21 protein-coding genes are annotated in these 26,725 nt (G+C 59.5%); 6 read left to right on the top strand and 15 right to left on the bottom strand.

Annotated elements, in window-relative coordinates:
* Positions 1-13: 13 nt before the first annotated feature.
* On the bottom strand, positions 14-1,441 hold the full coding sequence (gene ccoN / locus QOL84_RS06550) for a cytochrome-c oxidase, cbb3-type subunit I (RefSeq protein WP_129393361.1): 1,428 nt from the start codon (positions 1,439-1,441) through the stop codon (positions 14-16).
* Positions 1,442-1,788: 347 nt separating this feature from the next.
* On the opposite strand from ccoN, the gene QOL84_RS06545 reads away from it, so the two are divergent.
* The 3 genes from QOL84_RS06545 (at position 1,789) to QOL84_RS06535 (ending at position 5,250) form a co-directional block, all read left to right on the top strand.
* On the top strand, positions 1,789-3,462 hold the full coding sequence (locus tag QOL84_RS06545) for a nitrite/sulfite reductase (RefSeq protein WP_283436639.1): 1,674 nt from the start codon (positions 1,789-1,791) through the stop codon (positions 3,460-3,462).
* Positions 3,459-3,938, top strand: coding sequence for a DUF934 domain-containing protein (locus QOL84_RS06540; RefSeq protein ID WP_283436638.1), 480 nt, complete (start codon positions 3,459-3,461; stop codon positions 3,936-3,938). Before QOL84_RS06545 ends, QOL84_RS06540 begins: the two co-directional genes overlap by 4 nt.
* A 340-nt stretch (positions 3,939-4,278) precedes the next feature.
* Complete coding sequence (locus QOL84_RS06535; RefSeq protein ID WP_283436637.1) at positions 4,279-5,250, top strand: hypothetical protein; 972 nt, start codon at positions 4,279-4,281, stop codon at positions 5,248-5,250.
* 104 nt (positions 5,251-5,354) lie between these two features.
* On the opposite strand, the gene QOL84_RS06530 is transcribed toward QOL84_RS06535, so the two are convergent.
* Positions 5,355-7,715 carry a tetratricopeptide repeat protein gene (locus QOL84_RS06530; protein WP_283436636.1) on the bottom strand — a complete coding sequence of 787 codons (2,361 nt, stop codon included), beginning with the start codon at positions 7,713-7,715 and terminating at the stop codon, positions 5,355-5,357.
* Between the two features lie 212 nt (positions 7,716-7,927).
* On the opposite strand from QOL84_RS06530, the gene QOL84_RS06525 reads away from it, so the two are divergent.
* Entirely contained in the window at positions 7,928-8,605 is a 678-nt protein-coding gene (locus QOL84_RS06525; RefSeq protein WP_283436635.1) for a DUF3313 domain-containing protein, read from the top strand.
* A gap of 171 nt (positions 8,606-8,776) precedes the next feature.
* Here QOL84_RS06525 and QOL84_RS06520 read toward each other — a convergent pair whose 3' ends face one another.
* The 12 genes from QOL84_RS06520 to QOL84_RS06465 form a co-directional block, all read right to left on the bottom strand.
* A complete protein-coding gene (locus tag QOL84_RS06520; RefSeq protein ID WP_283436634.1) occupies positions 8,777-11,281 on the bottom strand; it encodes a fused MFS/spermidine synthase in 2,505 nt (834 codons plus the stop codon).
* A gap of 187 nt (positions 11,282-11,468) precedes the next feature.
* Entirely contained in the window at positions 11,469-13,055 is a 1,587-nt protein-coding gene (locus QOL84_RS06515) for an arylsulfatase (protein WP_283436633.1), read from the bottom strand.
* 71 nt (positions 13,056-13,126) lie between these two features.
* Positions 13,127-14,149 (bottom strand): HAD family hydrolase, encoded by a 1,023-nt coding sequence (locus QOL84_RS06510; RefSeq protein ID WP_283436632.1) that lies wholly within the window; start codon positions 14,147-14,149, stop codon positions 13,127-13,129.
* Positions 14,146-15,588 carry a hypothetical protein gene (locus QOL84_RS06505; protein WP_283436631.1) on the bottom strand — a complete coding sequence of 481 codons (1,443 nt, stop codon included), beginning with the start codon at positions 15,586-15,588 and terminating at the stop codon, positions 14,146-14,148. The genes QOL84_RS06510 and QOL84_RS06505 overlap by 4 nt, the downstream gene beginning before the upstream one ends.
* Positions 15,585-17,165: a VWA domain-containing protein gene (locus QOL84_RS06500; RefSeq protein ID WP_283436630.1), complete on the bottom strand. Its 1,581-nt coding sequence runs from the start codon at positions 17,163-17,165 to the stop codon at positions 15,585-15,587. Before QOL84_RS06500 ends, QOL84_RS06505 begins: the two co-directional genes overlap by 4 nt.
* 1 nt (position 17,166) lies before the next feature.
* Positions 17,167-18,159: a vWA domain-containing protein gene (locus QOL84_RS06495; protein WP_283436629.1), complete on the bottom strand. Its 993-nt coding sequence runs from the start codon at positions 18,157-18,159 to the stop codon at positions 17,167-17,169.
* Positions 18,146-18,745, bottom strand: coding sequence for a DUF4381 domain-containing protein (locus tag QOL84_RS06490; RefSeq protein WP_283436628.1), 600 nt, complete (start codon positions 18,743-18,745; stop codon positions 18,146-18,148). Before QOL84_RS06490 ends, QOL84_RS06495 begins: the two co-directional genes overlap by 14 nt.
* Positions 18,742-19,677 carry a DUF58 domain-containing protein gene (locus QOL84_RS06485; protein ID WP_283436627.1) on the bottom strand — a complete coding sequence of 312 codons (936 nt, stop codon included), beginning with the start codon at positions 19,675-19,677 and terminating at the stop codon, positions 18,742-18,744. The genes QOL84_RS06490 and QOL84_RS06485 overlap by 4 nt, the downstream gene beginning before the upstream one ends.
* Positions 19,674-20,654: an AAA family ATPase gene (locus QOL84_RS06480; RefSeq protein WP_283436626.1), complete on the bottom strand. Its 981-nt coding sequence runs from the start codon at positions 20,652-20,654 to the stop codon at positions 19,674-19,676. The genes QOL84_RS06485 and QOL84_RS06480 overlap by 4 nt, the downstream gene beginning before the upstream one ends.
* Positions 20,655-20,677: 23 nt before the next feature.
* Positions 20,678-21,628, bottom strand: coding sequence for a SphA family protein (locus QOL84_RS06475; RefSeq protein ID WP_129393414.1), 951 nt, complete (start codon positions 21,626-21,628; stop codon positions 20,678-20,680).
* 12 nt (positions 21,629-21,640) lie between these two features.
* Positions 21,641-23,053 (bottom strand): DUF1254 domain-containing protein, encoded by a 1,413-nt coding sequence (locus tag QOL84_RS06470; RefSeq protein WP_283436625.1) that lies wholly within the window; start codon positions 23,051-23,053, stop codon positions 21,641-21,643.
* A 10-nt stretch (positions 23,054-23,063) separates the two neighbouring features.
* Complete coding sequence (locus QOL84_RS06465; RefSeq protein WP_283438629.1) at positions 23,064-23,852, bottom strand: hypothetical protein; 789 nt, start codon at positions 23,850-23,852, stop codon at positions 23,064-23,066.
* A gap of 834 nt (positions 23,853-24,686) precedes the next feature.
* Here QOL84_RS06465 and QOL84_RS06460 point away from each other — a divergent pair.
* Together QOL84_RS06460 and QOL84_RS06455 are read left to right on the top strand one after the other, a co-directional pair.
* Positions 24,687-25,490, top strand: coding sequence for a hypothetical protein (locus QOL84_RS06460; protein WP_283436624.1), 804 nt, complete (start codon positions 24,687-24,689; stop codon positions 25,488-25,490).
* 91 nt (positions 25,491-25,581) lie between these two features.
* A complete protein-coding gene (locus QOL84_RS06455) occupies positions 25,582-25,941 on the top strand; it encodes a hypothetical protein (protein ID WP_283436623.1) in 360 nt (119 codons plus the stop codon).
* Between the two features lie 100 nt (positions 25,942-26,041).
* Here QOL84_RS06455 and QOL84_RS06450 read toward each other — a convergent pair whose 3' ends face one another.
* The gene (locus tag QOL84_RS06450; protein ID WP_283436622.1) at positions 26,042-26,467 is read right to left on the bottom strand and encodes a YciI family protein; all 426 of its coding nucleotides are present in this window, start codon (positions 26,465-26,467) and stop codon (positions 26,042-26,044) included.
* Positions 26,468-26,725: the final 258 nt, after the last annotated feature.

Genomic DNA, 26,725 nt, shown 5'->3' with positions numbered 1-26,725 from the left:
CCGGCTCCCTGCCTCAGGCGATCTGCGCTTCACGGTGGGCCAGCGCCACGTCGGCAACCCGCACCGTGCGCCAGACGTTGTAAGCCATCAGCAACATCCCGGTGAGGAAGAACACCCCGCCGGCAAAGCGCACGATGAACCCCGGATGACTGGCCTGCAGCGCTTCGACAAACGAATAGGTCAGCGTGCCGTCTTCGTTGATCGCCCGCCACATCAGGCCCTGGGTGATGCCGTTGACCCACATCGAGGCAATGTACAAAACGGTGCCAATGGTTGCCAGCCAGAAGTGCAGGTTGATCAGCGGCGTGCTGTACATCTGCTCGCGGCCAAAGACTTTCGGCACCATGTGATAGGTCGCGCCGAAGGTGATCATCGCCACCCAGCCCAAGGCCCCGGCGTGCACGTGGCCGATGGTCCAGTCGGTGTAGTGGGAGAGGGCATTGACGGTCTTGATCGCCATCATCGGCCCTTCGAATGTCGACATGCCGTAGAACGCCAGCGACAACACGAGGAAGCGCAAAATCGGGTCAGTGCGCAACTTATGCCAGGCACCGGACAAGGTCATCATGCCGTTGATCATCCCGCCCCAGCTTGGTGCCAGCAGGATCAGCGACATGGCCATGCCCAGCGATTGCGCCCAGTCCGGCAGCGCGGTGTAGTGCAAATGGTGCGGGCCGGCCCAGATGTACAGGGTGATCAGCGCCCAGAAATGCACGATCGACAACCGGTACGAATACACCGGCCGATTGACCTGCTTCGGCACGAAGTAATACATCATCCCGAGGAACCCGGTGGTGAGGAAAAAGCCCACCGCGTTGTGCCCATACCACCACTGCACCATCGCATCGGTGGCGCCGGCATACACCGGATATGACTTGAACCAGTCGACCGGGATCGACAGGTGATTGACCACATGGAGCATGGCGATCACCAGAATGAACGCGCCGAAAAACCAGTTACCGACGTAGATGTGTTTGGTCTTGCGCTGCACCACGGTGGTGAAGAACACCACGGCATAGGCGACCCAAACGACGGCCATCCACACCGCGCCGGAGAACTCGATCTCGGCGTATTCCTTGGTGGTGGTGTAGCCCATCGGCAAGGTGATCAGCATAATCACGATCACCGATTGCCAGCCCCAGAAGGTGAACGCGGCGAGGGTGTCCGAATACAGCCGCACCTGGCAGGTGCGCTGCACCGCGTAGTAACTCGCAGCGAATTGTGCGCTGCCGGCGAAGCCGAAAATCACCAGGCTGGTGTGCAAAGGGCGCAAGCGGCCGAAAGTGGTCCATGGCAGGTCCAGGTTCATCTCCGGCCACACCAGTTGCGAGGCGATCAACACGCCCATCGCCATGCCCACCACACCCCAGAAAATCGTCGCAATGACGAATTGGCGGACGACCTTGTAGTTATAAGCCTGTCCGATTGTTGCTGTGCTCATCGTCAGTTCATCCACGGTTGCAAAGTCTTGCCAGGCCACCCGGTCTGGCATGAGCTGCACTGTAGAAACCCCGCCGGAAACAAAACAGGCTCAGGAATTGTTCATTTGTGCGGATCAGATTGAAGTGCTGGCTGCGGCGTTCTGCCGCGGCCTGATATGGTTTTTATGACTTCAGGTGAATCTGTAACGTGCTGCGCCGTTCGGCCATAGTCTGGGAAAATTCTGTGGGAGCGAGCCTGCTCGCGAATGCGGAGTGTCAGACAACAAATCCGTTGCCTGACACTCCGCATTCGCGAGCAGGCTCGCTCCCACAGTTTTGATCCGTGATCAATTCTGATGAGGTGTGCATGTATCAATACGATGATTACGACCGGGCGCTGGTGTTCGAGCGCGTCGCGCAGTTTCGCGATCAGGTCGAGCGCTTCATGGCCGGGGAATTGAGCGAAGAGGAGTTTCTGCCGCTGCGCCTGCAAAACGGCCTGTACCTGCAAAAACACGCGTACATGCTGCGGGTGGCGATTCCTTACGGCACACTCAGCGCCGAGCAGATGCGCACATTGGCGAGCATTGCCAGCGATTACGACCGCGGTTACGGCCACTTCACCACGCGGCAGAACATGCAGTTCAACTGGATCGAACTGGCCGAGGTGCCGGACATCCTCGAACGCCTTGCTCAGGTCAACATGCACGCGATCCAGACCTCCGGCAACTGCGTGCGCAACATCACCACGGAAGCGTTTGCCGGGGTTGCGGCAGATGAGCTGATCGACCCGCGACCGCTGGCCGAGATCCTCCGGCAGTGGTCGACGATCAACCCGGAGTTCCTGTTTCTGCCGCGTAAATTCAAGATCGCCATCTGCTCGGCGAAGCAGGATCGCGCGGCGATCATGATGCACGACATCGGCCTGTATCTTTACCCCGCTCGCGACGGGCAAATGCTCCTGCGGGTGATCGTCGGCGGTGGTTTGGGGCGTACGCCGATCCTCGGTTTGCAAATCCGCGAAGGTTTGCCGTGGCAGCATCTGCTGTCGTACGTCGAGGCCGTTTTGCGCGTGTACAACCGCCATGGTCGGCGCGACAACAAGTACAAGGCGCGAATCAAGATTCTGGTCAAGGCACTCGGCATCGAGGCGTTCGCCAGGGAAGTCGAAGAGGAATGGCAGCACCTCAAGGACGGTCCGGCGCAGTTGACCGAGACTGAATACCAGCGGGTAGCCAGTGCCTTCGTACCGCCGACTTACCGCGTGCTGGCCGACACCGATCTGGATTTCGGCACGCGCCTGGCCGAGAGCCCGGCGTTCGCGCGTTGGGTCGCGCGCAATGTGCAGCCGCACAAGGTGGCGGGTTACACCAGTGTGGTGCTGTCGACCAAACCGGGCATGGCTTCGCCGCCGGGGGACGTCACCGGTGCGCAGATGCTGGCGGTGGCCGACTGGTCGCAGCGTTTCGGTTTCGGCGAGATTCGTATTGCCCACGAGCAGAACATCGTCCTGCCGGATGTGCCGAAATCCGAACTGCATGCCCTGTGGCAATTGGCGTGCAAACACGATCTGGGCAGCGCTAACGTCGGCTTGCTCACCGACATCATTGCCTGCCCCGGCGGCGATTTCTGCGCCTTGGCGAATGCCAAGTCGATCCCGATTGCCCAGGCGATCCAGGCACGTTTCGATAACCTCGATTACCTGCACGACTTGGGCGATATCAGCCTGAACATCTCCGGTTGCATGAACGCCTGTGGGCATCACCACATCGGCAATATCGGCATCCTCGGCGTCGACAAGAATGGCAGCGAGTGGTACCAGATCACCCTGGGCGGCGCACAGGGCAAAAACAGTGCGCTGGGTAAAGTGATCGGCCCGTCGTTCAGCGCCGCCGAGGTGCCGCAGGTGATCGAGCGGATCATCGGCACCTTTGTCCGTTATCGCGAGCACGAAGAATTGTTTGTCGACACCGTCGCGCGGATTGGCCTCGAGCCGTTCAAGGAACGGGTCTACCCGAAGACGCTGGAGGCAATGGCATGAACAATTTGCTGCGGCTGGAGCAGGGTGTGGCGCGGCTGGTGCACGATGATCCGTGGACGCTGGTGCGTGATCCTTTGGCGGCCAGGCCTTCGGCGCTGCTGATTTTGCCCCTGGCGCATTGGCTGCAATCACCCGCGACCCACGCCGTGTGGCTCGGCCCGGACGATGACGTGGAAAGTCTGGTGCCGTGGCTAGGTTCGTTGCCGCTGATCGCGCTGGATTTCCCGAGTTTTCGTGATGGTCGGGCGTATAGCCAGGCCTATCTGCTGCGCAGTCGGTTCGGCTGGACCGGCGAGTTGCGCGCGATTGGCGATGTGTTGCGCGATCAGCTCAGCCACATGCGCCAGTGCGGTTTTGACAGTTTTGCCGTGCGTGAGGACAAGTCTGCCGAGGATGCACTGAAGGGGTTGGCTGGCATGAGCGTACTCTACGGCCGCTCAGTCATCGAACCACGCCCACTGTTCCGAAGACGCTGACGCTTTAAAAGATCGCAGCCTGCGGCAGCTCCTACAGGGGTCATGCCGTGCTTTTGTGGCGAGGGGGCTTGCCCCCGTCAGGCTACGAAGTAGCCTCTGTCCCCGGTACATGCGGTGTGTCAGTCATTTGACAGCAACCGGGTTTGCGACTGCTGCGCAGCCGAACGGGGGCAAGCCCCCTCGCCACAGAGGTTTTATGTCGTTATTACGCACCGGGGAAACCCTTAGAAACCTCATGGATTGGGCATTTTCCCTTGGGTCAGTGATGGCCTTTTGGTAGAGTCGCCGTCGCCAGCGGGTTTTCGGCTGGACGATGGAACCGAAGAAGGGAGTCTGATCAGTGAGTCCGGGCAAAAAAATCCTCGGTCTCACAGCATTGCTGTTAATGGTGACGCTGTGGGCCAGTTACTTTTATGTGTTCAAGGAAAGCCGCGACGGTCAGCTCGGCGCTGCCGGCGAAAGTACCGCGTGGTGCGGCACGCCGCCGTCCAACGAAGCGGCGTCGCTGGGCAAGGATCAACTGACCTTGCGCGTCACCAACAACCTGCGCGGCGAGTTCATGCTCAGCGGTTCGCTGGTGGTCTCCGAACGCACCTTCAACCGTTATGACCTCAGCCGCAACGAACTGCGCCTGCGTCTGGAACCGTTGCAGTGGACCTACGGCGCCACGCCGATCTTCCTCGAACAAGTGAAGCTCCAGCCACTGAGTCGCAACCTCTCGGCGACCAACAAAAGTGCCTACACGCAACTCGAATCGCGCCCGATCGGCGTTCAGGGCCAGGTCAGCGAATTCCCGTTCGACACTTATCGCTACGGCTACAAACCGGTGCTCTATTACCTCAAGGGCAGCGAACGCATCGACCTGCGTTTCAAGAACATCACCACGCTGATGGAGATGTCCAATACTTTCACGCCGATCCAGAAGTACAACCGCGTCGATTACATCAACGAGCAAAACCCGATGATCCGCGACGAAGATTACAAGGCCTACGGGCCGCACGAATGTGCCTTCAGCGTCGAGCGCAAAGGTTCGTTCAAGATGGTCGTGCTGATGCTTCTGCTGGTGCTGTGCCTGCCGCTGATGCTGGTGTTCTATCGCGACGCGCCAGGGATCGACTTCCTTGCCACACTGGTCGGCGTTGCCGTGGTGCGCGGGCTGTTGATCGGGCCGGTGCAGGACTTCCAGCTGTACAACATCGATTTCCTGTTTGGCGCGGCGATATTGATGGTCGGCACGGTGTCGCTGATCAAGGCGATGCGCATCCACAGCCGCCGCGAAATCGCCCTGCGCAGCGGCGAATCCTCCTGGTAAAACCCATACCCCTGTAGGAGCTGCCGCAGGCTGCGATCTGTTGATCTTAAAGACCAACATCAACAGATCGCAGCCTGCGGCAGCTCCTACAGGGGGGATGTGGGTTATTTCAGCGCGGGATCGCCCATGTTCATTTTCTTCCAGCCCTGCAGCAGTATTTGTGCTTTGGGTTCCTGCCCACTGTCGAGATACCACTGGATCAGCGACAACCGTGCATTGCGGTTCGCCGGTTGCGCCTTGAGCAAGCCTTCGAGGATGGCGCAGGCCTCATCGACCTTGCCACTTTCATGCAGCGCCACCGCCAGCACATACCCGTACTGGGCGTTCTGCGGCTCCAGTTGCGCGGCTTTGCGCAGCGGTGCCATGGCCTCGCCAGCCTTGCCGGCGCGGATCAGCGATAACCCTTGAGTGTGCTGCAACAACGCTGCGTCCGGGTGTTCCTTGAGGCTGTCAGCCAGCAGTTTTTGCGCTTCACCACCGCGACCATTGCTCTCCAGCCATTGCACCAAAGTCACCAGCGCCGGGTAGAAGTCCGCATCGCGCTTGAGCGCCGAGCGCAGCAAGCCTTCAACCTCGCCACTGCGGCCACTGGCCTGATAGAGCATTGCCAGGTTCAGATTGGCTTCGGCGCGTTCCAGCAGGCTTTTCTGTACCGCCTCGTATTCGCCAATTGCCGCTTGCCAATTGGCTTGCGCAGTGCCCAGGCCATTACGCGCGACACTGAGCAGATCCCGCGCGGCAACAATGCGCACGGCTTTCACCGGGTCGGCCAACAGCGGTGTCAGCAGCGGCGCGCGTTCCGGTGGCGGAAGGAAGGCACTGATCGCCCGCACCGCACTTTCGCGAACCTGTGGCTGCGGATTTTTCAGGTCCTGTGTCGCCAGTTTCAAAGCCTGCTCACTTGGATACAGCGGCAGTTCCGCGAGCAACGTTGCGCGCTGGATTGCCGGCAGATCGCTGCGTTGTAACTGCTGATATAGCGCGTCGGCAGCGCCGGGCTGGCCATTACGGATCAGCCACAGGCTTTCGTCGTAGCGCGGCGCCTGCGCCGCGGTGGAGGCGCTCCACAGCTTGAATTGCGCGGTGACCTTGTCGCCGGCCTTACCCTGGTGACAGGTCAGGCAGGCGTCCGGCGTGCCGAGCTTCTGCGCGCGTTCCGGGTTGGGAATGCTGAAGCTGTGGTCATGCCGGAAGTCGTTGCCCATATAGAACTTGCCGGGCATGTGACAATCGACGCACTGCGAACCGGGTTGGCCCATGGTGTGACGGGTGTGTTCGATGGAGTCGTAGTTCTTCGCTTGCAGGCCTTTACCGTCAACGCCTTCGACCGAAGTCTTGCCGGCCGTGTTGTGACATTGCAGACACACCGCGTTGCCCGGTGCTTTCAGTTCGCTGCTGTGCGGGTTGTGGCAATTGCTGCAACGCACCCCCTTGTCGAACATTTTGCTTTGCAGGAACGAGCCGTGTTCGAACACTTCATCCTTGATCTTGCCGTCCAGCGCATACAGTTCGCGGGTGAGGGTGCTTGGCAGGTAATCGTCCATCAAGCGCTTGCCGACCGTGTAGCCATCGCCCAGCGGCGCGCGCCGCGCATGGCAGCGGGCGCAGCTTTCGATTTCGACCGTGGCGTTTTTATCCTTGAGATCGACGTCGAAACCCTGATGGATCAAGTCGGTTTTTTTCGCCGTCCATTCGAGGTGATTGGACGCCGGTCCGTGACAGGCCTGACAGCCGACACCGAGACTGTTCCACTGGCTGTTGAACGTGTTGCTCGCGGCATCGAAATGGCGCTTGAAGCCGGTGGTGTGGCACTCGACGCACATGAAGTTGGCGTTCTGGCTCGGCTTGCTCCAGTGCAGCGGATTCTTGAAGTTGACGCCCTGGCCGGGATAGAGGTGGAACCAGCGATGCTTCTCGGTATCCCACGCCACACCGAGCGCCTGCAAGCGGCCTTCGCCGACCTCGATCAAGTATTGCTGCAACGGTGCAATGCCGAAGGTGTAGGCGACTTTAAAGTCGGCATTCTTGCCGTCGATGCCTGGCGTATTGACCCAGAACTGATCGCCCTTGCGCGAGAAACGTGTGGTCTCGTTTTCGGCTTTGAAGGTGATGTTGTTGAAATCGCCGAGCATCGTTTCAGCGTTCGCCGGCTGCATCGCCAACTGGTGATGCGAGCCTTGCCAGTCTTTGAACTGCTCGGTGTGGCAGCCCTGGCATTGTTGTTCGTCGACCATCGTTGCCGGTTGCAGTGCGACCGGTTGCGGCTTGGGCGGCGTTGGTGCCGGCGCACGGATCGGCGCCACCTTGGTCGGCTTTGTCGCCGGAGCCGGGCTGAACAGAAACCAGCCGATCCCCGCCACGGCGGCCAGCAGCACGCCAATGGTGATCGGGAACAGATACTTTGATAGTGGAGATCGAGTCGAATCAGGGTCAGGTTGTGCTGCTTTATTTTTATGCTTGGGCATTGCGACTTCCGTAGTCCAGGTGCATTTGCCGACTGGCGTGCGTTCAAGCTCGGTGCAGCTTTGCCGGATGACCGGCGTCTGTCAAATGACGGTTGTGATCTGTCGCTCAGGCTTGCGTGAATTTTGTAATTTGCAATCGCAAATGCTGAGGTTTTAGCTATACCTGTAACTCCCCCAGGCAAAGTTTTCGGCCTTCTGACAGGAGTTACAGCATGAAGCTAGCAGTAATGATGGGCACGCTGTGTTTTGCCACCCTCGCCGTAGTGGGCTGCTCCAGCAAAACCGTCGACCCGAAAGAGTATTCGGGCTTCCTCAAGGACTACAGCCAACTGAAGGAGGCCAAGTCACCGTCCGGTGCCGAGGTGATGCGCTGGATGGACCCTAAATTCGACATCAACAAGTACACCAGTGTCTACATCGAACCAAGCCAGCTCTATCCCAAGCCGCAGCCGACCGCGAAGATTCCGCAGCAGACCCTCAACGGCATCACCAGTTACTACGATCAGGCACTCAAGCGTGAAATCGGCAAATCGTTGCCGCTGGCCACCGGCCCCGGTCCTGGTGTGATCGTGGTGCGTCCGGCCATTACCGCCGTCAGCAGCAAGACCGAAGGCCTGCATGCTTATGAAGTGATCCCGATTGCGCTGGTCGCTGCCGCCGTCAGTACCGCCAGCGGCATCCGCGATCAGGAAACCACCCTGGCCACCGAGGCGGTATTCCTCGATGGCGGCAGCAACAAGGTCGTGGCGCAGGTGGTGCGCAAAGGCACCGGCAAGCCACTGGAAAATGACTCGCAGGTGATGAAGGCCAGCGATGTCAAAGCGGTGATCGACGGCTGGGCGGTGGATATGCACCAGATGTATCTGAAGCTCAAGTCCGAATCCAAATAACCACACCCCCATGTAGGAGCTGCCGCAGGCTGCGATCTTTTGATCTTGCTGTTCAACAGACCAAAGATCAAAAGATCAAAAGATCAAAAGATCAAAAGATCAAAAGATCGCAGCCTGCGGCAGCTCCTACAGGATTGGTTTATCAGGTTCATCGGTGGATCAGGCGCTGATTCATTGCCCGGTAAACCAGCGGAAATACGGATTCGCACCCTCCCAGCGCATCACCTCGCGCATGTCCCGTCCCCACGCATCCCGATCGCCGTCATACGCATGCAGGCTCGCCCGGTAAAATTGCATCAGACGCTGGCGATGGGTTTCCATGCGCTCGTTGAAGCCGGCATCGGCATTCACCAGCGGCGGCGCCTGATACAGGTCCAGCAACGCTGGCAGCACTCGCGTGATCTCCTTGCTGCGCACCCACGGCGCGTATTCGATGCGCGGCTGATCATCGGTCACCGCCAGGGCATCGGCGGCAAAGCGTTCAAGCCCGGCGCGATCAGTGACCCACGTTGCGAGCAGGGCAGCCGCAGAACCGATGCCGACATCCTGCAAGGTGCTCCGTACGCTGTCCTGCTGGAATCGTGCGGTGATTTTCGCCGCGTCGAGTTGCATCGGCTGCATTGAGCCGACCAGCAACATCTCGTGGAACTCGCTGGTCCACAGCGAGGCGTACGGGAACACGTCAAGGAAACTGCGCACCAGCGAACGCGAGTCGTCGATGTTCTGCGTCGGCAGCGGCAGCCATTGCGCGACGATGCCTTGTTGCTCCAGACGACTCGCCGCTAACTGGTAGAAGTCGCGTGAATACAGATTGACCACGCCGGCGGCGGAGGGCGGTGGTGGTTCAAGGGTGATCAGGTCGTAGGCTTGCGTGCTGCGCAGCAGTTCCTGCCGACCATCGCGCAGGCGTACCTCGACGCCGGGATCGCTGGCGGCGTTGAAGTTGCCTTTGAACAGCGGCGCAGCCTTGACCACCGACGGCAGCAATTCGGCGACCACGCGGTGCTCCAGCCCGGGATAACGCAACATCGCACCGGCGGTTATACCGGTGCCGAAACCGATCACCAGCGTCGAGCGCGGCTCACCGTTGTGAATCAGCAACGGCAGCAAGGCTTGGACGCGCATGTAGCGCAGCGATGGCATGGCGTCGCCGGTGTTCGACACGCCTTGAATATACAAACGATGGAAGGTGTTTTCGCCGCGCCCTTGGGCAACCACCGCGACGGTGCCGCCGCGACCTTCTTCATAAAACGCCAACGTGCCGTTGCGGGCGCCGGGCAACAGGCTGGCCAGTTTGTCGACCGGGGTCAGCAGCGCCAGTGCCACCGAGACCAGTCCCAGTGCAACGACGGCCTGGCGCCGGCCTTTCTTGACGTGGTGTCCCTTGCGCACGGCGAAGTAGCCGATGCCCGCCGCGACAATCGCCAGCAGTCCCAGCGTACGCACCAATCCCAGCAGCGGAATCAACAGGAAGCCGCAAAGCATCACGCCGATAATCCCGCCGAGGGTATTGAACGCCACCACCGCGCCGACATCACGGCCGACGCGCTCATGACCAACACTCAGGCGCAGGGCCAGCGGGAATGCCGCACCGAGCAGCAACGTCGGCACAAATACGATGCTCAGCGCCGCTACGGCAAAGCGTGCACTCATGCCGGCCAGCTCACTGGCGCCGAGACCCAGCAACCACATTTCCGCCTGGCTTTGCGCGATCACCAGCCAACGCCCAAGCACAGCGATCTCCAGCAGTGCGATCAGCCCGGCGCCGGCAATCAGCAAACCGAATACGCCCCATGGGTCGCGGATGCGCTCAACGCGACGCGCAAGCAGGGCGCTGCCGATAAATAACCCGGTCAGATAAGTCGCCAGCACCACGGCAAACGCATAGGTGCGCGTGCTCATGAACTGCACGATCGACTGCGACCAGACCACTTCGTAGCCCAGCGCTACGCCGCCGGCGATTGAGTACAACCAGAGCGCAGTGCGATCCGGGGCTTTTTCCGCGTGATGTTTGACGTGGGTGGTCACTGACAGCGGATGTTGCCGGGCAAACCATAACGCGCCGACGGCAGCCAGCAGGTTGAGCATCGCTGCAAACAGCGCACTGCCGCGCACACCGAGGGTGGCGATCAACACGAACGCAGCGAGCAACGTGCCGACAATCGCGCCCAGCGTGTTCGCCGCATACAACTGACCGCCGGCCTTGCCCGGGTCCGTCGCCAGCGCACGCACCAGCACCGGCAGCGTACCGCCCATCAACACCGCCGGAATGCCCACCAGGGCAAACGGCAGCAGCCACGCGAGGATGCCGACGTGGCCTTGCAGCCAGGCAAACGGACTGGCCGCCAGGCTCATGGCAAACGTCGCACCGACGCCGAGAATCGCCACCAGCACTTCCAGCCCGGCATACAGCAACGCTGGCTGCTGCAAGCGATCGGCCCAACGCCCGAACAGCCAGCCACCCATCGCCAGCCCTGCGAAAAACGCGCTGATGCCGGTGGTGATCGCGTAGACCTCGACGCCGACCACCAGCGACAGTTGCTTGATCCACAGCACCTGATAGACCAATGCTGCCGCACCGGAGATGCACAGCAGCAGCGCGGGAATCAGCAGCGCCGCAGTGGCGGTGTGCGGGACGGGTACGGCCGACGACTTGCTGGCGATACGTGAAGACATGCGAATTGCCTTATACAAAATGACCGACCGCACACCCTGTAGGAGCTGCCGAAGGCTGCGATCTTTTGATCTTGTTTTTTTAGAATCAGGATCAAAAGATCGCAGCCTGCGGCAGCTCCTGCAAGGGTTACGGCCGGTTTGGGATAGAAGCCGCCCGCCGGTGAGGGCGGGCGGCAGTCTTGCGGTCTTACTGTGCAGGTTGTGATTTCATTTTTTCGGCGATTTTCGCGTCTACCGCAGCACGGATCTGGTCAACACTGAAGCTGGCCGGTCTCTGGCTTGGCGGGTATTCGACAAAGGTCTGCAGGAACGCTGCGGACTTGCCTACGGCCATCTCGGTCAGATAAACGTTTTTCGTCGTCCAGTCGTAATACTGGTCGGAAACGATATCGGCACGTTCATACGGGTCCATGCGCAGGTTGAAGATTTTCGGTACGCGCAGGCATACGAACGGCTCGCTCCACACTTTGAAACCGCCCGGTGCACGCTGTTCGCAGAATACGGCTTTCCAGTTGCCGAATCGCATCGACACCAGCACGCCGTCATCGTTGAAGTAGTAGAACTCCTTCCGCTCACTCTTAGGGCTCTGGCCGGTCAGGTAAGGCAGTTGGTTGTAGCCGTCCAGATGCACTTTGAAGTTGGTGCCGCCGGAAGTCGGCGCCCAGCCCTTGAGCAACTTGTTCGCCACATCGGTTTCACCGGCAGCCGCAAGCAGCGTCGGGAACCAGTCGAGACCGGAGAACAGCTCGTTGGACACTTCACCCGGTTTGATTTTACCCGGCCAGCGAACCATCGCCGGCACCCGGTACGCGCCTTCCCAGTTGGAGTTCTTCTCGTTGCGGAACGGCGTGGTCGCCGCGTCCGGCCAGGAGAACTGGTTCGGGCCGTTGTCGGTGGTGTAGACGACGATGGTGTTGTCGGTGATTTTCAGGTCATCGAGGGTTTTCAGCAGTTTGCCGACGTCGCCGTCGTGCTCGACCATGCCGTCCGCGTATTCGTTGCCGGGCATGCCGCTCTGGCCCTTCATCGAATCACGCACGTGGGTGAACAAGTGCATGCGCGTGGTGTTCATCCAGACGAAGAACGGTTTGTCCGCCTTGGCCTGTTTCTCGATGAATGCCTGTGCAGCCGCAGTGGTTTCGTCGTCGATGGTTTCCATGCGTTTGGCGGTCAACGCGCCGGTGTCTTCAATCTTGCCGTCGGCAAAACTGTGGATCACACCACGCGGGGAGGTTGCCTTGACGAAGTCGGGGTCATCCTTGGGCCAGTACGGACGCTCCGGCTCCTCTTCGGCGTTGAGGTGATACAGGTTGCCGAAAAACTCGTCGAAACCGTGGTTGGTCGGCAGGTACTCGTCCTTGTCGCCCAAGTGGTTCTTGCCGAACTGACCGGTGGCGTAGCCTTGGGACTTGAGTGCCTGGGCGATGGTGATATCGCGCTTTTGCAGGCCCACGGGGGCGCCCGGAATGCCGACTTTCGACAGGCCGGTACGCAGTGGCGTCTGCCCGGTGATGAACGAGGATCGCCCGGCCGTGCAACTGTTCTCCGCATAGTAATCGGTGAACATCATGCCTTCTTTGGCGATGCGGTCGATGTTCGGCGTTTTGTAGCCCACAACGCCCATCGAATAGGCGCTGATGTTGGTCTGGCCGATGTCATCGCCGAAGATCACCAGAATGTTGGGTTTTTCAGCCGCTGTGGCAGTTGCCGACAGCGCCATCACCGAGGTTGCCACCAGGGCGAATTTCGGTAGCCACTTGCGTATGCGAGTCATCTGACTTGCTCCTTTTCGCGGGGGTCGTTTATTGCGACTTACGTTTATTGCAGTCCTGCAGCACGCTTTTCTTATTGCACCTGCTCGGTGACCGGTGACTCGAACGGGTAGATCCGGCGCCATTCGGACGCCATGTCGACCACGGTCCAGCCACGGGAATTTGCTTCGTCGAGGGCCTTATCGAGCCGCCCGATATCGGATTTGCGGTCATAGGCCCACTCGCGCTTGGCGTCGGTGTGATGCACCAGGCCCATGAAACGCTTGCCGGAACCTGCGGCAGTCCACTGGAGCATTTGCAGGTCACCGTCGGAGTTGCCGAAGGCGAGGATCGGCCGCCGACCGATGACCGCTTCGATGCTTTCCGGTTTGCCCGGGCCATCGTCGTTGTGCGCGAGTCTCGGTGTGCGCAGGATCGACGCCCGGCCGTCCTTGAATTGGAATGAAGTGATGAACGTGGTGCCGATTACCTGTTCCGGCGGGATGCCGTAGACCTTCTCGGCAAATGCACGCATGAACGCCGTATCACCGCCGGAGACGATGTAGGTCTTGAAGTCCTGTTTACGCAGGTAGTCGAGCATTTCCAGCATCGGCTGGAAGATCATCTCGGTGTAGGGCTTGCCGGTTTTCGGATGGCGTGCCTGACTGAGCCAGGTCTTGGCGTAGTCGTCGAACGCCTCGGTGGTCATGCCGGTGTGGGTTGCGCCGACGATTTTCAATAAGCCATCCATGCCCGCCGCGGCGAGGGCCTTGTGGTCGTTTTCAAGGACCGCTTTGAAAGGCTGGGTGGTTTTCCATTCCGGGTGCTGTGCGGCCGTGCGTTTGACCTCGTCCAGCGCAAACAGCAACTCGAAATACATCGGCTGCTCGCTCCACAAGGTGCCGTCGTTATCGAACACGGCGATGCGCTCGGCCGGTTTGACGAAGTCCTTGCTGCTTTGGTCAGTGACCGTTTGGACGAACTCGATAATGCTCTTTTTGGCTGGCCCGTCGTTCCACGATGGCAGTGGCTCGCTGGCCTGCGCGAGCAGGGGCAACGCCAGGCTGAACAGCAGGGCGAGTCCGAAACGTTGGCGGTACAGCATCGGGTTCGTCATGGGAAATCCTTCTCGTGAACGGGATTGAGCGGGCGCAGGGCTGACGCCGGTTTTACCTGCTGCTGTTGGACCTGACTGTGAAGCGTAGTCAAGGATTCGCGCAGTTGAACGAGTGTTTGCTCGGCGGTTGGCTGGCGACCGTAAAGCCCGCGTAACAGTCCTTGCAGGCGTGGGCCGGCGTCGACCAGTTTCAGGCCCAGCCGACTGCGCCGCAGCCATAGATACAGCGCCGTCAGTTGTGGCGGCTTGGCTTGAAGTTCGCCGTTGATGTGCTGCCAGGCGTAGTCAGGTGATTGCTCCCAGGCCAGCTGCCTGGCGTGTTTGCGCGTCTGCCATTGTTGCCAGGCGCGAGTCATTCGCGGACGGCAGACATAACTTGCACCGACAAGGACGACGAGCAGGGTCAACCACACCAGCCAGCGCGCAGAGAAGTACAGGCGATTCTGGCCGATTTGCTTGAGGTCCTCGGCGATCGAGAACACTGGTTTGTAAGCGCTGTTGGCTGCCGCTTCGAACGTCACTGCCGGCACCTGGGTGGTGCGCGTCTGTCTGGCGCCCGAATCCCACCACTTCACCGCGATCGCCGGCAGGGTGTAGGCGCCGGCCTTGTCGATGCGGTAGCTGACAGCGTCGATGCGCTGCCCACCCAGAATGTCACCGCGACCGTCATCGAGGCTGGTGACTTGCGGGGTTTTCACATAGTGGCTCAAACCGGCAACTTCACCCAGCACCGGTGCGGGGAGCGCCATCGCCAATGTGCCGTCGGCTTGCAGGGTCAACTGGCGGGTAATGCTGTCGCCGACTTTCAGCGGGGTCGCCGAGTTGACGATGTTTTGCGTGAAGCGCAGACCGGTCGCAACCAGCGGCGTTTCCCCGGGTTTGAAACCGGGCGGCTGGGCGGCGCTGAAATGCACGGGCTGACTCTGTGCGCTGATTTCCTTCGTGGCCTGGCCGGGTGTGGCGCGCACGGTCAGCGCCGGAATGTCGAAGCCTTGCGCGACGTTCGGGGTGATCAGGTAGCTGTAGCGCAGACCGCTGAAGGACTGGCCGTCAATGGTTTGATTGAGATGTTGGGCCTGGCCGTCTGGTGGCATCACCAATGCGCCATCGAGCTTGAGGTCGGGCAGGGTGGCACCGCTGGTGAACCAGGTGTCGGTGAGGACATCGACTTGCAACTCGACCAGACCGCCGACCATGGCGCCGTCGGCGGGTTGCAGGTGGGCCTGGACTTTGAGTTGCGGATCGGCGGCGAAGGCGTTGAGGCTGAACAGGCCAGTCAGCAGCAAAGCGCCGAATCTTGTGGTGATTGCCCGGGCCCCATCGCTGGCAAGCCAGCTCCCACACGGGGATGCAGTGTGAACAAAACCAGTGAAACCATCGCAAATCCCTGTGGGAGCTGGCTTGCCAGCGATGGCAGTAGCCGGGTTTAGACGATTCATGGCTTCGCTCCCTGCTGATCCTGCAAGCTGAACTTCTGCTTGAGAAACTTCGCCGGTGAGGTGGTCAGGTTCTGCAACCACAGCGCATCGGACGCGGCCTGCTCGGTCGCAACTTTTTTGCTCTGGCCCTTGCCCGGTGCCTTGTCGAATTTCACCTCGTCGGGCTTGGTCTGCGGTGCATTCTTCTCGGCGCTTTCGGTGTCTTTCAACAAAGCCTGCGCCAGCGCCAGATTGGCCGTCGCTTCGGCGAACTGCGGTTGCAGTTTCAAGGCTTGCGTATAGGCGGCTATCGCCTCATCGAACTTGAAGCGGCGCACGTAGATATTGCCCAGATAGAAGTACGCCTGCGGCGTGTCCAGTCGCGCAAATGTCGCGAGTGCGAGGTCGTAGTCCGCGGCGTGATAGGCGGCGACACCTTTCCAGTACGGGTCGACAAACAGAGCCGCAGCCTGCGGCCAGTGTTCGTGCTCGAAGGCCCAGCGACCTTGCTGGTCACGGGTGAAAAACGCATCGGTCAAGGCATTGGCCTGCGCCGGTGCCGATGGCCAGCCAAGGCCTGCGGCCAGTATTAACGCCGGCATCCAGTTGACGCTCCAGCCCTTGCGCACGCTGAACAACGCCAGCAGCAACAGCGGCCAGCACAGCCAGTAACCGGCATCTTTCCAGTGCAGATCACGCTGTTCGGCGCTGGCACTCTGAAAGTGCGCTTGCGCATGCAACTCGATCCAGTCCAGGTCATCGTCGTTGAGGGTCAGGCTGCCGAGCGGTGCATCGACAGCCGAAGCCAACTGCTTGATTGCCGCTTGATCGAAACTGCCGAGTATCGGTCGCCCGTTGCTATCGATTTTCGGTTGGCCGTTGGCACCGTTAACGATCCCGCCGTCCTCACTGCCCACCGCCAATACCAGCACTTGCAGTTGACTGCCGCTGAGGCGTTTGTCGAGGCTGTCGAGTTGCGCGGTATCGGCACCGTCGGTGATCAGCAGCAGGCTGCCAGGAGTTTTCTCGGCACTGAGCAGGCGCTTGGCTTGATCAATCACCGCGCCGACATCCTTGCCCGGTTTGTCGATCAGACCGGTGCTCAAGGCCTGAATGAAGGTGTCGAGCAGCGCCGGGTCGTCAGTTGGCGGCAACACCAGATGGGCGCTGCCGGCATAGGCGATCAGTGCGGTGCGTGCGCCGGCACGACGCTGGATCAGGTCGTGAAGCTTGTGTTTGGCCGCTTCCAGGCGCGTCGGCTGGAGATCGCTGGCGTCCATCGACGGCGACAGATCCACCGCGACAATCAACGGCGCGCGATTCTCGAGAAAGTCCGGGCGATCCTGCTCCCAGGTCGGCCCGGCCGCCGCGAGTGCACCGAGGATCAACAGCGCGCAGAGCAGATGTACCGGACGCAGCCGTTGATGATCCTGCGGGGTGACCAACAGGTGCGGCAGCAGATGTTCGGCGATGTTGCCGCGTAGCCGTCGTTGCAGGTCACGGCTGCGGCGCCAGATCAGCGGCAACAGCGCGCCGAACACCGCGAGCAGCAGCCATAGCGGCCGGAGGAAATGCAAGTCGCTGAGATTGATGTCCATCTCAGGCCTCCTGCCTTTGCCGTGCGCTCGCCAGGCGCGGGCGCAACAGCGCGCCAAGCTGATACACCGCGAGCAACAGCAGCGCCGCGCCCAGCGGCCAATAAAAAAATTCGCGCTGTGGCTGGTGGCGGAAGGTTTTCACCTGATGCGGCGTCAGTTGATCGAGGGTGCTGTAGACCCGATCCAGCGCGCTGCGGTCTTCGGCGCGAAAGAACTGGCCGCCGGTGGTGCGGGCGATCTGTTCAAGCCCCGCCAGATTGACCTTGGCCTCACCGGCGGCGCTCGGGTCGCCAATACCGATGGTGTGAATGATCACGCCTTTGTTGGCGGCCATTTCGGCGGCATGATCCGGGGTGATGGCGCTGCTGGTGTCGTTGCCATCGGTGAGCAGGATGAGGACTTTTTCCTGTTCGTGGGCCTGGTCGAGCAACTTCAGACTGAGGCCGATAGCGTCGCCGATCGCGGTGTTGGGGCCGGCCATGCCGATGCCGGTGTCGGCCAGCAATAGCGACAGGCTGGCGTGATCGAGGGTCAATGGCGCCTGCGGATAAGCACCGCTGCCGAAGACGATCAGGCCGAGGCGGTCGTCCTTGCGCTTGTCGATAAAGCCTTGCACGACTTCTTTGACGGCAGCGAGGCGATTGATCTTTTCCCCGTTGGCGTTGGTGAAGTCTTCGGTTTCCATCGACTGCGAAATGTCGATGGCGAGCATCAGGTCGCGCACCGGTTGCTGGCGTTCGATGGGTTTTTCGACGAACACCGGCCGTGCAACTGCCAGCAGGATCAGTGCCCATACCAGTACATTGAGCAGTAACTGCCAGGCATTGCGTCGACTGCCGACGTTACTCGGTGCTTCGCCGACTGCGCGGCTCATCGCGCTGAAAAACGGCACACGCACCGCGCTGCGTGCTTCGTTGTAGGCGGGCAGGTACCGGTAGGCCAACCAAGGCAGCGGCAGCAGCAACAACAGCCACGGATAATCAAGCTGCCACATGATGATGCTCCACCCAGTCCTGGCAGGTCTCGAACAGGCTCTGTCGCTGCGGCGCGGGGAGGGCGCGCAAGACCTCGTCCGGCGCGTAGGCGAGTTGTGCCAGTTGCGCGCTGAAGTTTGCCGGCAGCGGTTTCCTACAGTGTTGCTGCAAAAAGACTTGCCAATCCTCGCGCCCAAGCGCCGCAGAACCCTGTAGGAGTGAGCCTGCTCGCGATGGCGTCCGGTCAGTCGATGAATGTGTTGAACGTGATGACGCTATCGCGAGCAGGCTCACTCCTACAGAGATCGGGTTCCAGCTCGGGGATTGTGTGGGCATCGACAGGGCCACGCGTTTGAGCAACTCCGGCAATTCGCGCAAGGCATTGAGGTCGTCGCTACGGCTGCGCAACTGCTCCAGTCGCGCCAGGGCTTCACGCCGGTACTGATCACGCTGCCATTGCCGATAACGGCGGACAGCGATAATCAACGTGAGCACCAGCAAAACCCCCAGCAACACCCACCAACCCCACGTCTGCGGCGCATAACTGACCGGCGCGGGCAGGCCCAACTCCTTGAGCTGGTCGATGCTGGGGATGTTCGGATTCACCGTCGCGCTCCCGCTTTCTTGCCCAGTTCGGCGCGCAGTTGTTCATGGGCTTCTTCGGCGGTACTGATCATCATCAGCGGCACCTGACTGCGCCGCAGCAAGGTGGCGACGTCCTTGAGACGACCGCTGAGAAAATCCCCCAGCGGCTGATGCACGTTGCGTTTTTCGATGGCCAGCTCCACCTGCAATTCACCCTGGGTGACCAGCAAGCGGCCGTTGCTCGGCAGCTTCAGCGCCAGTGGATCGTAGACTTGCAGGGCGATCACATCGTTATGCGCCGACAGTTGCCGCATCAGTTGCAGTGTGCGTTCACCGGCGCCGGCGAAATCGCTGACGATGCAGATCAGATGATCGTGCCCGGCCACGGCGAGGCAACGCTGCAAGGCCTTGTCCAGTTGATCCTCGTCCTCGGCATCGCGGTTGCCGGCGTTCAAGGCGCGGTTCTGTTCGGCCACGCGACTGAGCAACGCCTCGACTCGCTTGCGACTGCGCAGCGGCGCGATGCTGTCGATACGCTGGTCATTGAATACCAGACCGCCGACCCGGTCGCCGGCATGGAACACCATCCACGCTGCAAGTGCCGCGAGCTCGGCGGCCACGGCGGATTTGAAGCTGCGTTGCGAGCCGAAGAACATCGACATGCGTTGATCAACCACGATCAACGCCGGGCGGTCGCGCTCTTCGGTGAAGGTACGCACCACCGGTTTGCCGGTGCGCAGCGAGGCGCGCCAGTCGAGGTGGCGTAAATCATCGCCGGGCTGATAACGGCGCAGTTCATCGAAGTTCAAGCCACGGCCACGCAGGCGCGAAGCATGATTGCCGGCAAGAATGCTGCCCTGCGGCTGGCGGGCAAGAAAACTCAGGTCGCGGGCCTTGAACTCCAACGCCATCAATTGCGCGAGAGAGACGTAGACCAGCCCTTCGTCGTTCATGCCGGAATCGCCACTTTGTCGAGAATCCGGTCGAGCACCTGATCGGCGCTGACGCCATCGGCCACCGCGTCGTAGCTCAGTTGCAGGCGATGACGCAACACCGGATGCACCACCGCGCGGACGTTGTCCGGCGAAACGAAATCCTGGCCTTGCAACCACGCATCGGCGCGCGCGCAACGATCCAGACCGATGCCGCCACGCGGACTGGCGCCGATGCTGATCCAGCGCGCGAGGTCTTCGTCGTAGTCAGCCGGGTGGCGGGTGGCGTTGATCAGATCAATCAGATAGCTGTCGATGGCCGGCGATACATGCACCGCGCTGACCTCTTTGCGCGCCGCGAAGATCACTTCCTGCGACAGGCTGAAGCCCTTCGCCGGCGTGGTGCTGGCACCCTGGGCGAATTCTTCGTTGCGCAGCAAACGCAACACCTGACTCTCGTTCTCGGCGCTCGGGTAATCGAGCAGAACCTTCATCAGGAACCGGTCCATCTGCGCTTCCGGCAACGGATAGGTGCCTTCCTGTTCAATCGGATTTTGCGTCGCCACCACGATAAACAGCTCCGGTAGCGCATGGCTGTTGCCGGCGACGGTGATCTGCCGCTCTTCCATGGCTTCGAGCAACGCTGCCTGGACCTTCGCCGGCGCGCGGTTGATCTCGTCGGCAAGAATCAGATTGCCGAACAGCGGGCCAGGCTGAAAGCGGATTTCGTTCTTGCCTTCGACCTGATGCAGCACCTCGGCCCCGGTGATGTCCGAGGGCAACAGGTCGGGGGTGAACTGGATGCGGCTCATCTTCGCATCGAGGTGCTTGGCCAGTGCCTTGACCGTGCGGGTCTTGGCCAGCCCCGGCAAACTTTCCAGAAGCAAATGCCCATTGGCCAACAGACCGAGGAGGATCTGCCGAATGACTTGATCCTGGCCGAGCACCGCTTCGGCGATGCTGGCTTGCAGGGCGTTGAGGTCGGTAAGAGCAGTCATGGCAGCAGTCCTTTGTGTCCGGTCTAGAAAAACGCGAGGGTCAGGTTGACGCTGAAGCCGTTGCCTTCGGGACGATTCTTGGTGTCGAACTCCGGCACCCAGCGGGCGCTGATGTTGGCCTGGGCGTCGGCGAATTTACCGGCCCAGCCGATCACCGGCCCGGCACCGACCGAACGTCCGCGATAGCCGTTGAAGGTATTGGCAGTCTGGCCTTTGTCGTCAGTCAGTTGCTGGATATAACCGGCGGCGACACCGGCGTTCCAGCCTTCGCCGAAGCCGTGGGTCCACAGCGCATCGAGGCGGAAGATGTTGCCGTTGCGGTAATCGGTCGCGTCGTTTTCGGTGTAGCGCTCGAACGCGCTCATCAGGCTGAACTCACCACCCTTGCCGTCCAGATGAGTAAACGCCACGGTCGGCATGAACGTGTAATTGTTCTGACCCGGGTTGGCCAGACGATCTTTGTTATAGGCACCCGTAGGCACGTAGATCGGCAGCGAAAACGAGATGTGGTTGAACTCATCGAAGTGGTAACCGGCGGCAATCGGGGTGATCAGCGCGTCGGCGAATTGCGTGCCGGAATCGCTGTCGCCCAGCGTCCGTCCGCGCGGGCCGGTGATGCTGGCTTTGATGTCGGTGTACTGCACCGGCACGCCGATCGCCGAGGCGTAATTCCAGCGACCTTTGCCGGTATCCCAGACGTGGGTGAAATTGCCCATGGTGTAGGAGACTTTCATGTCGATCCCGCCACTGACAGCGCCGGAGATCGGCGCTCCGGAACTGCCCTTGAGCGAGCCGTCGTACCAGATGCTGGTCAGCGACATGATCCAGCCGGGCTCAGGCGGCACGACCCCGGCGTTGGAGAACACTTGCTGGCCGGTAATCGGCCGGCCCACGCCGCCCTCTGCCGCGTAAAGCAGAGGACTGCCGATCATGCACAGCGCCAACAGCGGACGCACAACGTAAGGCTTGACCATCAAAAGCTCCGCTTATTGTTTTGAATTGACCGGATCGAGCAGGGGCATTTTCCATTCGCCACTGGCCACCTCCGGTTTCGGCAGGTAAAGACGCAAAATCCCGTAGAACGGTCCGTTGGGTGCCGGCAGCCAATTGGTCTGCTTGTCCTTGCCAGGGTTGGCGTGCTGCACGTACAGGGTCAGCCCGCCGTCGGCGTCGAGCGCAAGATCCGGCAGCATTCGCGAGTTGATCAGGTACCGATTGAGCGGGTTGGCCACGAGCAATTTGTTTTTGCCGTCGTACATTGTCAGCGACCAAAACGCATCGGCCGGGGGCAGGGCGCCCTTGTCGAAATGCAGGGTGTAATCGTGTTTCGACGCATCGGCGGGTTGACCGTCCTTGTCGACGAAGTAACCGATGTAATTGGCTTCCTCCGCGGAGTTGCCGAAGATGCCCATGTTGGCCCCGGCATAGCGATACAGGTAATTGCCCTTGAGGTGGTCGCGGGTGCCGAAGAAATCGCCGCTGCTGACCTGATGGCTATCGACCTTGTCCTTCTTGAACCCGGCGAATTCGGCTTTGGCGTCGCTGATGCCGTCCTCCAGCGCCTGGCGCTGTTCGGTGCTGAGCTTCTTCACGTCGAACGGCGCGCCGGAGCCGATACCGATTTTGGCGAAACGCGCCATCAGGTCTTTCTCGACGTCCTGCGGCGGGGCGAAGGCCAGCATGAAGTTCAGGTAACGGAACAGATCCGGCGTTTCACTCATGGTCGGCGTCGGTTTCGGCCAACTGACTTTTGGTGCAGGCGCCGGGGCTTTCTGCTTGAGGTAATGGCTGAGGGTTTCGACCTTGTAGCCTTGCTGGATCTGCTTGACCTTGGTCAGGTCCTTTTCGTCGAACAGTTGGGTGCGATACAGCGCGTAGGTGATATTGCTTTCGCTGCGCAGCAGACGGTCGATATTCACCGGTTGCTGACCTTGCCATTCGGGGCCGGCAATCATGAAGTGACCGCCGTTGTTGCCGGTACTGCGGGTGCCCAGGTAGGCGAAGTTTTGTGTATAGGCGTCGATCAGCTGCACCGAGTAATAGCGGTGCTCCTCGATGGGCGGCAAGGACAGGATCAGCGGCTCACTGCGCAGGTCCATCCAGACGAACGAGTAAGGCGTGTCGGCGTTGGGTGTGACGAATGCGGTGTCCTTGGCGGTAAAAGCCTCCGCCGTGTTGCCGATCCGGTTGAACGGTGCCTTGTAGTTCGGGCTTTTGCTGTCGATGGCCTGGGTGTAGAGGGTCTTGTACATCTCCACGACCGGGAAGCCATAGAGGTAAGCTTCCTTGGCAATTGCGCGTGCCTCTTCGGGGCTGGCGGTGAAACCCTGGGCACCGACGCCGCAACTGACGAACATCGTCATCAGGCTATATCCGGCGGCTTTGATGGCTCCTTGCATGGCGTTTTCCTTACTTGCCGAATGTCACGTTAATGCCTGTGTACACGACGAACTGCGGCAGTCCGTCGCCTTTGCGGTCGACTGTCCACTGCGGCTCGACGAAGGCGTTGAGGATGTTGCTGCCGGACTTCCAGGCTTTGCCCACACCGAGGCCGATGGGGATGTAGTGGGTGTCGTTTTTCAGGTCGAAAGTCCAGGTGCCGGTGGAGCGCAAGTACCAGCCTTTTTCCAGGTTATGGATGATGAATGGCTGCATCGTTGCGCTCTCGACGTGCGCGCGATCGCTGTCGCCGGCAAACGAACTTTGGTATTGCACCAGTGCGCCGAGCAAGCCGCGCGGCGAAGCGTCGATAGCCACTGCGGCGAGGCCACCCTGCCATTTGCCAGTGCCGAGTTCGTCCTGTTCAGCCGTCGGCGCAGTAATCAGCGGGCCTATGCCCAACTGCACGCCCTCGGTTTTCAGAATGAAGATGTCGAACAGGTTCAGATCGCCGATGCCGGTGCTGTAACCGTTGTGCGGATCGGGTCGGGTGCTGATCGGCAGGGTGGCGCGAACCAGTTGCGGTACGCCGATGAAGTCATTCGGCGCGATCGGCAAGGTGCCGCGCAGCAACACGTCATTGGTATGCGCGTTGCTGTCGTAAAGCCTGGGCGTGTAGTAATCCTGCAGGTTGGCACCCGGAGCGACGTTCAACGGATTGTTGCTTTTGTTCGAATCCTCGGCGTTATCCGCTTGAGCGCTGCACGCAGCCGCCAGCGAACTCGCCAGAAACAGAGTTTTCCCCACTCGATTGAACATCATCCCCGATTCCCTGGTGGCTTATGGACAACTCGGCACTTGTCGGCCGTTACGGCTAATCCCTTTCTTATCAAGCCTGTAGGACACGTCTGTTTGAAGCTAGCAGCTAATCGGGGGTTAGCCAGTCGAATGGATTAATTCTTTGGTTTTGTGTACGGGATCACAACCAAGTTGTGTTCACAAAAATACCCATGTAGGAGCTGCCGCAGGCTGCGATCTTTTGATCTTGTTTTTGTAGATCAACATAAAAGATCAGCTGATCGCGCTCCGGGCCTTCGGCAGCTCCTATCCGTTTTTTTCAGTTCGGAATGTTTAAACGTTGGTTCGATTTTGCGGAACGTTCCCACAAGATTTTCAGGTTGTCCGTGGGACGTCAGGTCTCTAGCCTGTGTTCGTCGCTGCCAAATCAACGACCGGGACTGGAAACCCCGACGGGTATTAGTGGCGCGTACACGCCTTTCATAACGTATCCTTGCGCACTTCGAATGTGTGCACTCCGTTATGACGGCTGTGCGCGGGGGGGGGCTTCTGGTCGTCCGGGTCGCCTTGATCCTTTCACGCGCAGCAAAGGAATGCAGCCCTTGAAGCTCTGCGTCAAATTCGCGAGTTGGATCGCGGAGCGTCTCTTGTGACATTTCTTTGCCATGCGTTGGAACGGTTAACGAACAACTAAAAAGACTCAAGCCGTTCGCATTTTTTTATCCAGTCCGGGGGCGCCATGGATACCCTGTTTTCCACAACAAGATCAGGTAACATCCGCAGGTCGTGATATTCAATGGAGAGCAACGATGGCAGGAAAGCCAGTCGCAAGGCTCGGAGATCCAGGGAGTCATGGTGGAAATATCACCACTGGATCAAGCCCTATTTTTGTTAACTCTCGTTAAGCAACTGAAACTCGACAAAAGTCTTTTCTTTCAAAAACTGCGAGAAGAAGCTAGCGGGGTTCAGTCTACTAAAACTACCAGCACAACCCAGGTAGCTAAAAATACTGGCGCATCAGGAAAAACCACAAAAACCAACCAGGTAGTAGTATCTGGTGCCTATGTGGAAGTGCTGGTGGGTGGCCCCTATACCCGCGATAAGGAAGAGCACCCTTTCGGGCGCGCGGCTTTACATGTGGTAGTCGGTAGCAAAGACATTACCTATGACTTTGGCCGCTATGGGAAGACTTGGGGCACGTTCGATAGCGAGGGCGAAGGCGTGCTGAACGTCTGGACGTCCTTTAAAGCGTATATCTCTGGTGAAAACAGTTTGGGGCGTACAACAACAGGTTTTGTTTATTTTCTGGAAAATGCAAAAGCTGAGGCTGTGATCGCTCATTTCGACGGTATTGTTGCCCAGCAAAAAGAACAGCGAAAAAAGACGTTGTCATCCGCACGGTATGTTTTGCCATCCAACTATCATCCGACTACGAATAACTGCACAACCGTGACAATTGCAGGAGCAAAGGTTTCGGGTAAGTCAATTGTGCAGAACCCGGCGAAATTTAATGAGATGCGAGGTCTCTCTTTCATCGAGAGACAGGCTGCGCGTACGCAAAGTAGTCCGAAGGATGGAGTTTTCATTCCAGCGGATTTACAAGCCATGCTCGAAGCGAATACCGAGGCCCCCTATGATAAGAAAAATGTTTACAAATAGGCGACTCGGCCTATGGCTGGTGGCAGTCTTATCTGTCAATGCAATTTTTTTGGCTTTTCTGATTTTTGGCGATATTGCGAAGGGGCACAATATGAAAATGATCAAAACTAAAGAACCGTTGCTGATTGAAGGGCCAAGTGGCGACGAGAACTACTATGTTCTGCCTTTAGGTACTACGCTATATCACGATAAAAGTTTCCCCGAAGGGCATGACCGTTATGTGGTGTATCTCAACCATAAAGGTTCAATTGCACACGAAGAAGTACCGATGAAGCCTGAGTATGGCGGTTCATTTATCGATCCGCTCTGGTTGGCCAATGTTGATGAGGAAACTTTGAAAGAAATTTTCAAACGTTTTCCGCTTTCCAAAACAGATGTCGCCGCTGCTATAAAGGCTAATGGAATAACCAAGGATGATCTGGCCGACATCATCCGATCTATGCCCGACTGACCGGTTCCACAGCTGTCGAGTGAAATGAGGCTGCGATCGTTTTCCTGTGTTTTGAAGATCAAAAGATCGCAGCCTGCGGCAGCTCCTACAGGGCCATTGTTCAGGTGTTTTTCTTGGCCTGGTCGCGGACGCGTTCTTCTTGGGCGCGGGCTTCGGGGGTGAATTCGGCGCCGAAGTCTTCGGCGGAGAATATCTGGCGGATTTCAATATCAGACTCGCCCGGCATCGGATTGGGGCAGCGTTTGACCCATTCGATGGCTTCTTCTTTGGATTTCACTTCCCAGATCCAGTATCCCGCCACCAGTTCTTTGGTCTCGATGAACGGCCCGTCGATGACCGTGCGTTTGTCACCGGAGAAATGCACGCGCGCACCTTTACTGCTCGGGTGCAGGCCGTCGGCGTCGATGAGAATGCCGGCCTTGACCAGTTCTTCGTTGAAGTTGCCCATCGCGGTGATCAGTTCTTCGCTGGGCATGATGCCGGCTTCCGAATCGACGCTGGCTTTGACAAGGATCATGAATCGCATGGCGGTGACTCCGTGGAATGTGGTGGATTCAATGGTTAGTCGAACGGGCCGGACTTGAATCGACAAGGTGCCTGAATAAAGATGCAAACCTGCGCTTTAACAACCATTGTCCCGAACGCAACGCAACGCAACGCAACGCAACGCAACGCAACGCAACGGACACGCTGCAACGACTACTGTAGGAGCTGCCGAAGGCTCGGGCCGCGATCGGACGATCTTTTGATGTTGGTTTTTAAAGGGCAAGATCAAAAGATCGCA

The sequence above is a fragment of the Pseudomonas helmanticensis genome (assembly GCF_900182985.1).
Taxonomy (GTDB): domain Bacteria; phylum Pseudomonadota; class Gammaproteobacteria; order Pseudomonadales; family Pseudomonadaceae; genus Aquipseudomonas; species Aquipseudomonas helmanticensis.
The sequence above is the reverse complement of the archived record's forward strand: the minus strand, read 5'-3'. Positions and strand labels throughout refer to the sequence as shown.